The 12839-nt window shown below is 65.2% G+C and carries 13 protein-coding genes and 1 pseudogene; 10 read left to right on the top strand and 4 right to left on the bottom strand.

Annotated features, from left to right (window positions below; genetic code table 11):
* Positions 1 to 5 precede the first annotated feature (5 nt).
* The 5 genes from AB0N66_RS27675 to AB0N66_RS27655 all read left to right on the top strand — a co-directional run bounded on the left by AB0N66_RS27675 (position 6) and on the right by AB0N66_RS27655 (position 4981).
* A complete protein-coding gene (locus AB0N66_RS27675; RefSeq protein WP_365439963.1) occupies positions 6 to 608 on the top strand; it encodes a TetR family transcriptional regulator in 603 nt (200 codons plus the stop codon).
* Positions 609 to 1086: 478 nt separating this feature from the next.
* Entirely contained in the window at positions 1087 to 2049 is a 963-nt protein-coding gene (locus tag AB0N66_RS27670; RefSeq protein WP_365439961.1) for an amidohydrolase family protein, read from the top strand.
* A gap of 30 nt (positions 2050 to 2079) precedes the next feature.
* Entirely contained in the window at positions 2080 to 2901 is an 822-nt protein-coding gene (locus AB0N66_RS27665) for a cupin domain-containing protein (protein WP_365439959.1), read from the top strand.
* A gap of 9 nt (positions 2902 to 2910) precedes the next feature.
* A complete protein-coding gene (locus AB0N66_RS27660; protein WP_365439957.1) occupies positions 2911 to 3696 on the top strand; it encodes an aldolase/citrate lyase family protein in 786 nt (261 codons plus the stop codon).
* Between the two features lie 16 nt (positions 3697 to 3712).
* Entirely contained in the window at positions 3713 to 4981 is a 1269-nt protein-coding gene (locus tag AB0N66_RS27655; RefSeq protein ID WP_365439955.1) for a DUF3500 domain-containing protein, read from the top strand.
* 72 nt (positions 4982 to 5053) lie between these two features.
* On the opposite strand, the gene AB0N66_RS27650 is transcribed toward AB0N66_RS27655, so the two are convergent.
* The gene (locus AB0N66_RS27650) at positions 5054 to 7168 is read right to left on the bottom strand and encodes a SpoIIE family protein phosphatase (protein WP_365439953.1); all 2115 of its coding nucleotides are present in this window, start codon (positions 7166 to 7168) and stop codon (positions 5054 to 5056) included.
* Positions 7169 to 7553: 385 nt separating this feature from the next.
* Between AB0N66_RS27650 and AB0N66_RS27645 the strand changes: the two genes are divergently transcribed.
* Genes AB0N66_RS27645 through AB0N66_RS27635 form a run of 3 tightly spaced genes read left to right on the top strand, consistent with a single transcriptional unit; the run spans position 7554 to position 8720 of the window.
* The gene (locus tag AB0N66_RS27645) at positions 7554 to 8009 is read left to right on the top strand and encodes a dienelactone hydrolase family protein (RefSeq protein WP_365440187.1); all 456 of its coding nucleotides are present in this window, start codon (positions 7554 to 7556) and stop codon (positions 8007 to 8009) included.
* Positions 7951 to 8289, top strand: a complete 339-nt coding sequence (locus AB0N66_RS27640) for a nuclear transport factor 2 family protein (RefSeq protein WP_365439951.1) — start codon at positions 7951 to 7953, stop codon at positions 8287 to 8289. The genes AB0N66_RS27645 and AB0N66_RS27640 overlap by 59 nt, the downstream gene beginning before the upstream one ends.
* Positions 8286 to 8720: a nuclear transport factor 2 family protein gene (locus tag AB0N66_RS27635; RefSeq protein ID WP_365439949.1), complete on the top strand. Its 435-nt coding sequence runs from the start codon at positions 8286 to 8288 to the stop codon at positions 8718 to 8720. The genes AB0N66_RS27640 and AB0N66_RS27635 overlap by 4 nt, the downstream gene beginning before the upstream one ends.
* A gap of 7 nt (positions 8721 to 8727) precedes the next feature.
* Here the strand turns inward: AB0N66_RS27635 and AB0N66_RS27630 are convergent, their stop codons facing one another.
* Positions 8728 to 9783 carry a lipocalin-like domain-containing protein gene (locus tag AB0N66_RS27630; protein ID WP_365439947.1) on the bottom strand — a complete coding sequence of 352 codons (1056 nt, stop codon included), beginning with the start codon at positions 9781 to 9783 and terminating at the stop codon, positions 8728 to 8730.
* A gap of 171 nt (positions 9784 to 9954) precedes the next feature.
* On the opposite strand from AB0N66_RS27630, the gene AB0N66_RS27625 reads away from it, so the two are divergent.
* Positions 9955 to 10605: a TetR family transcriptional regulator gene (locus AB0N66_RS27625; RefSeq protein ID WP_365439945.1), complete on the top strand. Its 651-nt coding sequence runs from the start codon at positions 9955 to 9957 to the stop codon at positions 10603 to 10605.
* A gap of 40 nt (positions 10606 to 10645) precedes the next feature.
* Positions 10646 to 10798: pseudogene (locus tag AB0N66_RS27620) on the top strand (IS5/IS1182 family transposase); the annotation flags it as partial.
* 14 nt (positions 10799 to 10812) lie between these two features.
* On the opposite strand, the gene AB0N66_RS27615 reads toward AB0N66_RS27620, so the two are convergent.
* Positions 10813 to 11472, bottom strand: a complete 660-nt coding sequence (locus tag AB0N66_RS27615) for a TetR/AcrR family transcriptional regulator (RefSeq protein ID WP_365439943.1) — start codon at positions 11470 to 11472, stop codon at positions 10813 to 10815.
* A 104-nt stretch (positions 11473 to 11576) separates the two neighbouring features.
* On the bottom strand, positions 11577 to 12827 hold the full coding sequence (locus AB0N66_RS27610; protein WP_365439941.1) for an oxygenase MpaB family protein: 1251 nt from the start codon (positions 12825 to 12827) through the stop codon (positions 11577 to 11579).
* Between the last annotated feature and the right edge of the window lie 12 nt (positions 12828 to 12839).

Genomic DNA, 12839 nt, shown 5'->3' with positions numbered 1-12839 from the left:
CGACCATGACTCAGCGGCTCCCGCCCCGCCAGCGCACGCAGCAACGAGTGCGGGACTCGATCATCAAGGCAGCGTTCGAGCTCTTCGCCGACCGCGGATTCGCGGACGTCAGCGTGACCCAGATCGCCGAGCACGCCGAGGTCGGGCGCATGACGTACTTCCGCTACTTCGGCGACAAGCAGGAAGTCGTCTTCGCGGGCGAGCAGGACATGATCGACTCGCTGGTCCAGGGGACGACCATGGCCGGCGCCGAGCCACTCGAGGGGCCGCTGACGCTGGCGGACGCGCTGGCGCGGATCCGGGTGACCGTACGCGCAATGGGGGTCAAGTGGTCGGCCGACACTGAGCGCTACCGGCTGACCGAGCGGCTGCTCGCGGAGAACCCCGAACTCCAGGACCGCATGGAGCGCAAGCTGCTGCGCGGGGTACGCGCACTGGCGCAGGCCCTGCAGGAATCGGGTACGCCCGAGCCGACCGCGGTGCTCGCCGCGCACCTCGGGCTGGCCTGCTACCAGACCGGAAAGCAGCGCGCCGGAGCCGATCCCACCGCGCTGGTCGAGAACATCGAGGCCGCTTTCGCGGAACTGGAACAGCTCCGTACACAGTAGGCGGGCGCGCACCGCCGCCCTGCGAAAGAGGGGCCGCGGCAACTTGCGCGGCCCCGAGCCCCTCTCCCACCTCGCCACCGAACTCGACCCCCACACCACCGCCAGAACTTTCGGGGCGCGGCGACCGCCGGAGACCGGGTCATGGTGACGTTCCCGCTCAGAACGTACGAGCAATCCCCCATCAGTCCCCCGCCAGGCCACCGGCGGTCGCCGCGCCCACGCCTCGGTTCACATCCCGCAAGCCGTGACTCACGGGCACCAGGTGGACGGTTCCCGGCAGCACCAACATCACCGCAGCACTGTCACCTGTGATATAGACTCAGTACCTAAAGGTACCGAGTCCCACATCCGGGTCGACGTGCTCAACGGGACCATCGCTGTCTTCCGGACAAGCGAGCGCCCCCTCCTCGTCGGCCATCCGAGCGGCCCCCTTGCCCATCGGTACGGATCAGCTCCGCTGCGCTCCATAAGGACGACGATGCTCGACAGAATCGACATGCACGCGCACTTCCTTCCCGGCTTCTATCGGGAAGCGCTGCTGGCAGCCGGACAGGACCGGCCCGACGGGATTCGGGCCTTGCCCGCATGGGACGAAGTCACCGCGCTCAACACCATGGACCAGTTGGGCATTCGCACCGCAATGCTCTCGATCTCCTCCCCAGGCGTGCATTTCGGGGAGACCGGCAAGGCTGTTGAACTGGCCCGGCAGGTGAACGAGGAAGCCGCCCGGCTGGTGGCAGCGCACCCCGGCAGGTTCGGGTTCTTCGCCAGCCTCCCAGTCCCCGATATCGCTGAGGCCGTCACCGAATTGAGGTACGCGCTGGATGTGCTCGGCGCAGACGGCATCGTGCTGGCGACCCATCAGCACGGCGTGTATCTCGGTAATCGTCGTCTCGAACCGATCTACGCCGAGATCGCCGCCCGGTCCTCGGCCCTGTTCATCCACCCGACCGCGCCGCTGTGCTTCGACGAGCTCGCTCTGGGCTACCCGGCGCCGCTGTTGGAGTTCATGTTGGACACGACCCGCTCGATCGCCGATCTCGTACTGTCCGGCGTCCTGACCAACCATCCAGGCCTCACGGTCATCGTGCCCCACGCGGGCGCAGCGCTGCCGGTACTGGTGAATCGCCTCGACCTGCTGGCCCCGGTCCTCGTCGGCGGCGACGAAAGACCTGTGCCCAGCGTGCGCCGTGCGATGCGGCGGTTGCACTTCGACCTGGCCGGCGCACCGGTGGAGGAGCAACTGCAGGCGTTGCTGGCGGTCGCAGATCCGCGCCATGTGCACTACGGAAGCGACTACCCCTTCACCCGGGCTTCGGCCTGCGGCGCGCTGGCCACCCAGTTGGAGACCACTGCGGTCCTGACCGGTCCGCAGCGCCGACAGATATTCACCGATAACGCCCTGAGCCTGTTTCCCAGGCTGGCCAGGACTCAATCCTGAACCGCGCAACTCAACAATTTGGAGGGCGAAATGCAGTACGTAAGGGCGATCGATTTCCATTCGGCCGAAATCAAAGGAGACAAGGGATACAAAGGCAAGATCTTGTACAGCGGCGAGAGCTGCGTCTTGATCGCCACAAGGGTACCGGCCGGCGCACGCGGGCCCGAGAACCACGTTCACCCGTCGGATCAGCTGTACTACATCATCGACGGAGAGGTCACCATCCAACTGGGAAGCGACGTACAGACGGCTTCCGCCGACTCCGCGGTATTCATACCTGCCGGTGTCCCACACCACAGTTGGAACGCCGGGAGCGATCCCGAAGTACACCTGGAAATCCTCGCACCCGGCAGTGTCGGACTCCAACGGCTGGCCGAATTCACCGAGTCCGTGGACTCACGCGGCCTACCCTATGCCGTGGTCTCACCTGACGCAGTACGCACGCGAGAGCTTGAGGGTGGAATGACGATCACGCGGCTGATCGGGCCCGACCGAGACTCCAAACACGCGCTTATCTATCTCGCAGGTCTACCCGTGGCGGCAGCCGGTCCAAGTCTGCATACGCACGACTTCGACCAGTTCTATCTGGTCCTCGACGGACTACTGGGAGTGCAGATTGGACTGGAGGAATTCACTGTGAGCCCGAATCACATTGTCATTCTTCCGGCCGGAGTTCCGCACAGGCAATGGAACGCGGGTGAAAAAGTCGAGCGGCATCTCGCGATACTCACACCTCCGCCAGAGCGGCCAAACTCCGATGACGCACCGTGGGACATTTCCGTCGAGCTGCGTGCAGCCGCCCATACTACGGGCCTTTCGACGGTGCCTACCGCCCAGCGAACCGACCGCTAGGAGAACGTCATGAACACCCTTGTGCGAGCCTGGTCCGAGGGCGTCACAACGCTTGGCGCATGGACAACGCTGAACACCCCAGTGGTCGCCGAGCGCCTGGCCCTTGTCGGACACGACTACGTATGTCTCGACCAACAGCACGGGATCGCGGACGACGGCAGCCTGGTTTCGAGTCTTATCGCTGTTGCCGCCGGTGGTGCGGCACCTCTCGTTCGCATCGCCGCGAACGAGCCGAGCATGATCGGTAAGGCCCTTGACTGCGGCGCCGAAGGGGTGATCATTCCGTTGGTCAACGATCGGCGCGACGCCGAGCGAGCCGTGCAATCCTGCAGGTATCCGCCGAACGGCGAAAGGAGCGTCGGTCCTATTCGCTCAGCTGGTAGCGGTAGGGGGCGGGAAAATAGCCGAGCCGCGTGCATAGTCATGGCCGAAAGCGCAGCTGCCGTGAAAAACATCGACGAAATCTGCTCCGTACCAGGCGTCGATGGCGTTTACATAGGTCCGGCCGATCTCGCAGCCAGCCTTGGGGGCGCGCCGTCGCTCGGCGTCGTACCCGGTGTGCACGCCGAGGCGATTGCCAAAATTATCGCCGCTTGTTCGCAGCATGGAGTGGCTACCGGAATCCACTGCGGTACCACGAGGCAAGCGATCGAGTGCGCCGAGATGGGATTCCAGATGATCACCATCTCGACCGATACACAACTGCTCGCCACCGCAGCGACGAGCCGTTTCGACGAAGTCAACAAGGGAATCGCAGCAGCGGGAGTTCGTTCAACCACGGTGTCGAATTCCTGAAAGGACGGCAGATCTGATGCCGGAAAAAGAATCCGGGCAGGGAAGTTACCGGGGCTTTGGGGCACGTCCCGCAGGATTGCTGCCCCTCAGCCGCGGGCTGCTGGATGCGGCGGCCCTGTCCTCACGCCATCAGGCGCTTTTGCCGCCGGTGCCGCGCGCGGCTGAGGAAGCGTTTGTCGGAATCACCGCAGATGGGAACGTCGTACCCGACCTCTTCGCCCTCCGGGACACCGGCTGGAGTCCGGAACCCGCGGCGAAAGCCGCGTTGTCGTTCCTGGACAGCCTCACTCCCGTGCAGCGCAATGCTGTTCTGTTCGAGATCGACGCGAACCAGTGGCGCATGTGGGTCAACGCGTTCCCCACGTGGGACCCCCACGGTCTTCGCCTGGAAGATTTCGAGCCCGGACAACGAGATCGTGCGTTGACGATCATTGAGGCCTGTCTGTCAGCCAGCGGGTTCGCCGACACCCGAGCAGCGATGAAACTCAACGCTGCACTGGGTGAGCTGATCGACCAGTACCGCGACACCCTGACGGAGTTCTGCTATTTCTTCGCTTTGTTCGGCACTCCCTCCGCAACCGAGCCCTGGGGATGGCAGCTTTGGGGGCACCATCTGGACGTGAGCTGCTTCATTCTCGGCCGCCAGATGGTGCTCACGCCGACCTTCATGGGCGCTGAGCCTGTTGCGGCTGATCGGGGCACATATGAGGGAACGAGGCTCTTCGACGCGCAGCGGCAGGCCGGGCTGGAGTTGCGGCGAAGCCTGCGCCCCGAACAAGCCCGTCTGGCAGTGCTGTACGGGTCGATGCGTTCGCAGGACCTCCCGGAGGATCTCGCCGACCCGGTCGACGGTCGGCACAGGGCCGGTGCCGGCCGGGACAACCGCGTCATCCCGTATGAAGGGCTGTCTGCCGACAGGCTCACATCAGGGCAGCAGGAACTGCTGCTCCACCTGGTGGGCACCTACGCGCACCGAATGCCGACGGGGCCAAGTGCCGCGCTGCTCAAGGATGTCCAACGCCACCTCGACGACACCCACATCGCCTGGATCGGCGCGGCCGGCGAAGAGGACGCCTTCTACTACAGGGTCCACAATCCCGTCCTCCTGATCGAGTACGACTGCCATCAAGGTGTCTTCCTCAACAACACGCAGCCCGAGCCGTTCCATGTGCACACGATCGTGCGGACACCCAACGGAGGTGACTACGGGCGCGATCTGCTGGGCCGCCATCTCGCACGTCACCATCGTCAACCCATCAGTCCCTCGCGGTACTCCGGTGGTTGAGTGAGGCCCAGTTCGGGAGGTTGTGCGACCGTGAGAGCCCAGCTCCGGGTAGTGGGCACGGACACGGAACAGCTAGTGCGCCGGTTCCGGGGTTGGAGCGTGCAGCACTTGTTCGGCCCAGATGACCTTTCCATCCGGAGTCTGGCGGCTTCCCCAGCGGTCGGTGAGCTGGGCGACCAGCAACAGACCGCGTCCGCCCTCGTCGTAAGTGCGCGCGCGCCGCATGTGCGGTGCGGTGCTGCTGGTATCGCTGACCTCGCAGATCAAAGTCGTGTCGCGGATCAAGCGCAACTGGATGCGCGAGCCTCCGTAGCGGATGGCGTTGGTAACCAATTCACTGACTATGAGTTCGGTCGTGAAGACGGCATCGTCGAGTCCCCACCCGACGAGCTGGTCACAGGCATTCCTGCGAGCTTCGGAGACGATCGAAGGGTCGGCACTCAGGTCCCAGGAAGCGACTTGTCCGGATCCCAGGCCACGGGTGCGAGCAAGTAGCAAGGCCACATCGTCAAAGGGCCGTTCTGGCAGGAGACCTTCCAACAGCAGATCGCAGGTCTCCTCGAGCGACTGGAGGGGGACACCGAGGATCTGGCACATGACGGACAAGCCGGTGTCGAGGTCGTGGTCCGGGCGCTCGACAAGGCCATCGGTGTACAGCACGAGCAGACTGCCCTCGGGTACGTCGAACTCGACGGCTTCGAAGGGAAGCCCGCCGAGGCCCAGAGGCGGTCCAGCGGGCAGGTCGCAGAACCGGACGCTGCCGTCGGGACTGACGATGGCGGGCGGCAGGTGCCCTGCGCTGGCCATCGCGCACCGACGCGAGACGGGGTCGTAGACCACGTACACGCACGTGGCGATGGTTTCTCCGGTGGCCGACGACTCCTGGTCCGAGTCGAGGCGTGCTTCGTCGCTCTCCAGACGAAGAACGACGTCGTCGAGCTGGGTCAGCAGCTCGTCGGGGGCGAGATCGACGTCAGCCAGGGTGCGTACAGCTGTGCGCAGACGGCCCATGGTTGCCGATGCCTGCAAGCCGTGGCCAACGACATCGCCTGCGACAAGCGCTACGCGAGCGCCAGACAGCGGGATGACGTCATACCAGTCGCCGCCCACGCCCGCGCGGGAACCGGCGGGAAGGTAGCGGGTGGCTACATCCACGGCGGTCTGTTCCGGCGCACGCTGCGGGAGCAGGCTGCGTTGCAGGGTAAGCGCCGTCGTTCGTTCACGCGCGTAGCGGCGTGCGTTGTCGATGCACACCGCGGCCCTCGCCCCGAGTTCCTCGGCCATCAGCAGGTCGTCCTCGCCGAAGGGCTCCAGCGTCTGGTGACGGAAGAACATGGCCAGCCCCAGGGGGACACCGCGGGCTCGAAGGGGGACCATCATCATCGAGTGCATGCCGTACGTCCGGACACTGCGGACGCGGGAGGGCACGCCCGCCGCCCACCACCGCAGACAGGCGTCATCGACGAGATGCCGAGAGCCCCGGCCGGTGGCCAAGGCAAGGCCCGGCGGGGACCCTACGGGATAGGTGTCCTCGCCTCCGACCGAAATGACTGCTTCAGGGCAACCAGGCAGAACAGACCGCTGAGCTGTCCGACGGAACGTCACCAGTCCGTCAGATCCAGCGGTATGAAATGCATCGATATCGTCACCATGCCTGACGGCGTCCAACAGATCGACCGTAGCGAAATCCGCGAAGCAATCCGTAGCGACCTCCGCCAATTCCTCAGCGGTCCTTGACAGACCCAACGTTGTGCCTATGCGGACGCCAGCTTGGTTCAGGATATGCAGTCGTCGGCGGGCCCAGTGCTGCTCACCGGTGCCGCCTTTCTGCCCAAGGACGGGTTCCGGGCTCCTGGAATCAAGACTGTTGGCCGTAAACAACCACAGGACGTCGCCACTTGCGCTGGACAAAGGCTGACCATGCACGACGAGGTCCATCCGATACCCGCCACGGTGCTTACTTAGCACCGTGGCCTTGAACGCCGCACGCAGTGCCCAGCCGTGTCGTGCGATCTCGGGCGGCTGTGAGGCGAGGAGGTCGCCAATCGGCCGACCCACCATTTCGGAAGCGCGGTAACCCAGCAGGGCGTGAGCACCATCGCTCCAGGCGATGATCGTTCCACTACTGTCGATGAGAAGGGTCGCTTCGCCAGTCGACAGAATACGGGGAGCAGCTTCTTCATTCATGAAATCACCCCTCCCTACATTATGAGCCTTCCTGGCGCACTCTGATCCGTACCGGCCCTCTCCCCCGCTTCGCCCGGGAATACCCCCAGCGTCGGCACCCACGAGTTCGTCGAAAGAGGCCCTACCTTGATCTCTGACGTCCGGCGTCGAATGGCGCGTCGAACTTGATCACTCAGTTCGGCAACCGGGTACGCGGAAGGGGCCTTCGTCTGAGCATGCACTCCGACCAAGGAACACACACCTCCGGTACGAAGGCCGCAAGGATGAGCCTGCCGCCCGACGGCGCCCGGCGTTACTGGCCAAGCGGCATATCGCCAACGATGCTGCCGGCTACAAGCTGCTGCTTGAGCTGCTCGCCGTGCACGGAGACACCGAGGAGAACCCGATACCGGTCATCGGGTTCTGCCTCGGCGGCGGCTTCGCCCTCCTGACCGCCACGGGGCACGGCTTCGACGCCGCATCGGTCAACTACGGGTTCCCGCCCAAGGACTTGGACGCCCGCATCGACGGCGCATGCCCCGTGGTCGCCAGCTACGGCGGCCGGGACCGGCCCCTGCGTGGCGCCGCCGCGACTCTGGACACCGCCCTGACCGGTGCTGGGGTCGTGCACGACGTGAAGGAGTACCCGGGCGCCGGGCACAGCTTCGCCAACTCCGCGCCCAATGGGCCACGCGTTCTTCGGCCGCTGCTCAGGGTGGCGGGCACCGGGCCGACCCCGTCGCCGCGGATGACGCCTGGCGCCGTATCGAGACCTTCTTCTACACGAATCTCAAAGGAGAGTCATGAACGCGAAACTCACGACCAGGATCGCGGTGGCCTCACCACGGCAACACGTCGGTGATCGACAAGTACATACGCGCCGACTACATCCAGCACAACCCACCGTCGCCAACGGCCCCGACGCGCTAAGGCAGTTGGTCGAGTCGCCGCGGGCGAGCAACCCGGACGGCCGGAACGTGATCGAGCACGTGGCGGCCCTAGGCGATCTGGTGCTGCTGGAGAGCAACGCCGGGGTGTCCGCGACGTCCAAGGGCGCGGCCATCGTCGACGTCTTCAGGGTCCAGGACGGCAAGATCGCCGAGCGCTGGGACACCATTCAAGGAGACCAGACACCACGGTGAGCGGTCACGACATGTTCTCCACCCTCAGCCGTCCGGCCACGGCCACACCCGATCCGAAGGCCGACACCGCCGGGAACAAGTCACTCGTACTCCGCTACCTGCGGTACCTGACCGACAAGCACGACCTGTCCGCCGTGAAGCGCTATGTTTCTCCGTCGCTCCACCAGCACGACCCCACCCTCGCGAACGGCGCCGCGGCGACAACGAAGGCGTACGCCGAACTGTTCGCGGCGCGCTCGGACTACGCCGCGACCGTGGCCAAGGCCGAGGGCGACCTGGTCGCGGTCCACACCCACATCCAGAACGCCCCGGGCGACCTTGGCACTTCCCTGTACGAGATCTTCCGGGCGCGCCACGGGAAGATCGTCGAACACTGGTCGGTCACCCAGAGCGTCCCGGCCACCTCGGTGAACGGCAACTCGATGTTCTGAGGCGGGCTCAGCGCTGATTGGGCCCGCCGGGCGCGTTGTTCATGATGCGGACGTCCATCGACTCGGTGACCGCGATGCCGACGACCTCACCGGTGGTGCTGTCGACCAGGTGGGACGGGCCCTCGAAGAGAGTGTTGTCCGGCGTGACGTAGACGTCCTTCTGGCTGAACGGCTTGAGCGTGTACGTGCGGCTGCCCTCGATGTCGATCGGGAACTCGTAACTCCAGCCCCACGACATCCAGACGCCGTTGCTCGGCACCTTCATATAGCCGTCCTGCCGGACCACGAACGAGTCGAACCATTCGGTGGAGCCGTCGGCTCGCTGGTAGGTGCCGATCTGATAGCCGTTGGCGAAGTTGTACAGGTTGACCCGGGCGCCGTTGTTGAACCGGAAGGACGACCATTCCCAGGACTTGGTGAGGAAGTCGCCCCACTGGCGGTCGACCCACGCCGTGCCCTGGAGCTCTACCTCACGCCGGACACCGTTCTTGTCGGGGAAGGCGATGCGCCCTGCGAGGTTCAGGCGCGGAAGGGAGTAGTAGTAACTGCGGTCTTCCGGGGCTCCTTCCTGGATGAAGCCCTCGACACCCAGCTTGTCCTTGGCATACATCACCTGGTCCGTACCCGTGAGCCGCAGGTCGAACATCACCTTCGGGGAATCCACCGTGACGTTCATCCCGTCGTCCGTGAACGACCATGCGCCGCTGTAGTCGCTGAGGGCGTAGTGCACCGCGTTGGAGTCGGTGTTCCAGGTGTCCCCGTCCTTCATGACGGCGAACGAGACGCCGTCGAAGTGATGGTCAGCGTTGTAGTCGGTGACGCCGAGCATGCCGAGGTTGAGGCGGTGGCCCTCGGGGACCTGGATCGAAGCGTTGTGCGTGTCCTCGCCGCCGAAGTGGAACAGGCACCAGACGAGGAAGTACGGGTTACCCGCCGTGTCGAACGCGAGCGACGTCAGGTACCACCACTCCGTCGACTTGGCGGTCTGCGTGGCGTGCGGCTGCCACTCCTCGACGGGCGGTCGCAGCGTGGGGTGTTCGATGTCGTAGCTGAGAAGCGTCATCTCGGGCCTCTTTCCTGGCACACCCGTTCACAGGTGTGGCCGCTGGGCGATGTTCCCACGATGAGTCTCCTCTCAAAATGAGAGCACTGTCAATTCTCCATGTATCGCAGAATGGGATGTGGCGCTAGGATGATCGCGACATGTCTCGTCCGGCCGTATGGGAGGCACCTCATGGCCCTGGAGCAAGCAGCGGTCCCGACGCCCGCGCAGCGGCGCAAGGACCGTCAGCGCCGGCTGATCATCCGCGAGGCGGCGCAACTGTTCGAGGAGAACGGCGGCGAGGAGGGCGGCGGCTTCGAGAAGACCACCGCCGAGGCCATCGCGGAGCGCTCCGACATCTCGGTCAGCACCTTCTTCCGGTACTTCAGGACCAAGGCCGACGTCATCTATCTCGATCTTCACAACGCCATCGACGAACACCTGGCCGCTGTGGCCCGACGACTTACCCAAGGACATGACCCGGCCGCAGCCGTGGCTGAGAGCTCGGTCGAGATCCTCAACCGGTTCATCGCCGACGAGGACAACAAGGCACGCGTGGTGCGCTCGTTCCGGTCGCCCAACTTCGACGACCCCAGGGCGCTGTGGACGGGGCGCTGGAGCGACCGCCTCGCCGAACTCCTGCGCGCGCAGCTGCCCGAGAGTGACGACCGGGACCTTCGGGCCCGCGTCACCGCGACCGTCTGCCTGAACACCGCATGGGCCGCCGTCCAGCAGTGGGCGACCGAAGGCCTGGACGAGCCGCTGGAACCGATTCTGAAGAAGGCATTCGGGCTCGCCGCCACGGCGGCCGGAGACGCGGCGGAAGCCGTGCGGCCCGGCTAAAGCGTGTCGCAGAAGGTCGCGATCAGAGCATTTCCCTTGTATGCGTGGGGTGTTGAGGGCTGAGCCCGTGTGCGTCGAGACGTTCACTGGGTTGCGGATGGGGCAGTTCGAGCGGCTTGGCGAGCGGGGCGGGAACGGTCCCGGTGACCGTCAGCCCTGGCGGCTTCCGCTGGCCGAACGGGTGCTGTTGGTGGTGGCGCTGCCCGTTCAGCTGGACAGCGACAGGCCGTTGAGGAGGACTTCGGCCACGTTCTCGGCGTAGAGACGGACGCGGGTCTCCTCCGTCGATGTCATCTCCGGGTTCATCATCGAGACGAGCGCGATCTGGCCGTAGAGCGCGGATCCGCCCGAAGTGAGCAGGAAATAGAATGTCTCGTAGGGGATTTTCTTGATTCTTCCCTGCTCGTGCAGCAGTTCAAAGACGTGGATGTAGCGTGACCTTATCGGCTCGATATAGTTGTCGTAGAGATACTTCAGCCGATCCGTGTCCGCCGCGCCTTCCACAGTGACAAGGCGGGCAAGATAAGGGCGCGTTGCCGAGTACTCGATGAAATTTCGGATCAGCATCCGCAACCGAACCATTGGGTCGGCCGATTCGTCGTCCGCGGCCACCAGATGGTCCACGAGGGGGCGAAAGGCCCAGTCGACGGCGGCCTGCCACAGATTCGCCTTCGAACCGAAGCGCTGATAGAGAAGGTTGCGGCTCACGCCCAGTTCGTCATTTACGGTCCGCAGTGACACACCGTTGTATCCGTACACCGAGAAAGCCTCGATCGCGGCGGCCATAACCTGGTCGGTCGGGGCGAATTGCGCGTCTTTGGGCGGACGTCCTCGTGGGCGGCTGACGCGTGGCGGATTCTCAGGCATGGCACCAGCTTAGCGGCGCCTCCTCTCCCCCGTGGGAACGGACGAGAGGAGGCGGGAACCGGGTGGGGCGGGGCGGATATTCCTTTAGCGCGTGCGCCGGTGGACTACCGCGAGAGCTTGTCCACGGGCTTGAACTTCGCTTCGCCGCCTTCGAGGTTCGTATTGAGGAATGCGTGCCGGTCGCGCCGGTTGACCTGGTCGATCCACCCGGCCACGCCGGTGACGTTCCGCCGCAGGGTCTCGCGCGTCAGGTTCCCGGGCACCCGGGCAAGCGGAGCGAAGCGCCACAGGCCGGGGTCGGGCAGACCCGTCGACCCGTAGCTCTCCTCGCCCAGATAGAAGCGCGCGTGACCGAGCTGCGCCTTGTAGCGCAGCTTGCCGTAGACCTGGCGCAGTCCCTTCGCGTCCTCCGGGGGCAGGTAGGTGTCCATGAACGACCGGCACAGTTCCCGGGAGTCGTCGTCGATCTTCGGCTCCTCCGAGAGTCCGAGCAACAGGTTCGCCAGGAAGCCATCGGCGACCGTCTCCGGGTACCACGGCGCCTCGACACCCATGAGGTATCCGACGTAGCGCCAGTGATGCATCATGGCCTCGATGTCGGCGTCCGTGGGCCGGTAGCCGAGCAGCTTCAGCTGCATCCCGGGGGCGAACGAGCTGAGTAGCAGGGTCCCGGTCTGCGCGAACTGGCTGATAGGCATGCCCAGCCGGTCCCGGTCCCACTCGGGGTGCGGCAGCAGGGTGTGCCGGATCATCGAGTGCAGGGTGCGCACGAACACCGCGGAGCGGCGTCCCACGGCACCAGGTCGCATGGCCCCGGGCTCGGTGGTGTCCGTCCAGAGCCGGGAGGTCTCCACAAACCGGCCGAACGCCGACCCGCCGGTGTAGGCGCCGGTCAGCGCGAGCGGCTTGGCGACGGTCTCCAGACCGTACGCGTTGAACGTGGACATTCCGAAGAACGGGTACAGCTCCTTGTACCGCCGGAAGACCTCAGCACCGTGCTCGACCTTGTCCCAGTCCACCCACTCGGGGTCGGTGTTGATCGAGTCGAACAGCGCCACCAGTTCCGGAGACGGGTCGTTGACGCTCTTGATACCGCCGCGCAGGGCCTGCTCGACATCCTTCCGGGCGCGGGACTTGCCCTTGGGCGAGGCGAAGCTGGCGTCGATGTAGGCGTCGCCGAGCCTGTCCCCTGTGTTCATGGCCCGTCCGAAGGCTGTCGCCAGCTCCTCGGGGACGTCGAGCGGGACCTTGGCGAAGCGCTCGAGTTTTACCTTGAATGCGCGGCCCTTCGGGCTCTCGGCCGCCTCGAAGTACGTGAAGATCTTGGGGATCGCCACTTCGGTCGACTGCGTCATTGATCTCACCGC

The organism is Streptomyces sp. NPDC093544 (genome assembly GCF_040683495.1).
In the GTDB taxonomy this organism is placed as follows: domain Bacteria; phylum Actinomycetota; class Actinomycetes; order Streptomycetales; family Streptomycetaceae; genus Streptomyces.
This window is presented reverse-complemented; position numbering and strand designations above follow the sequence as displayed.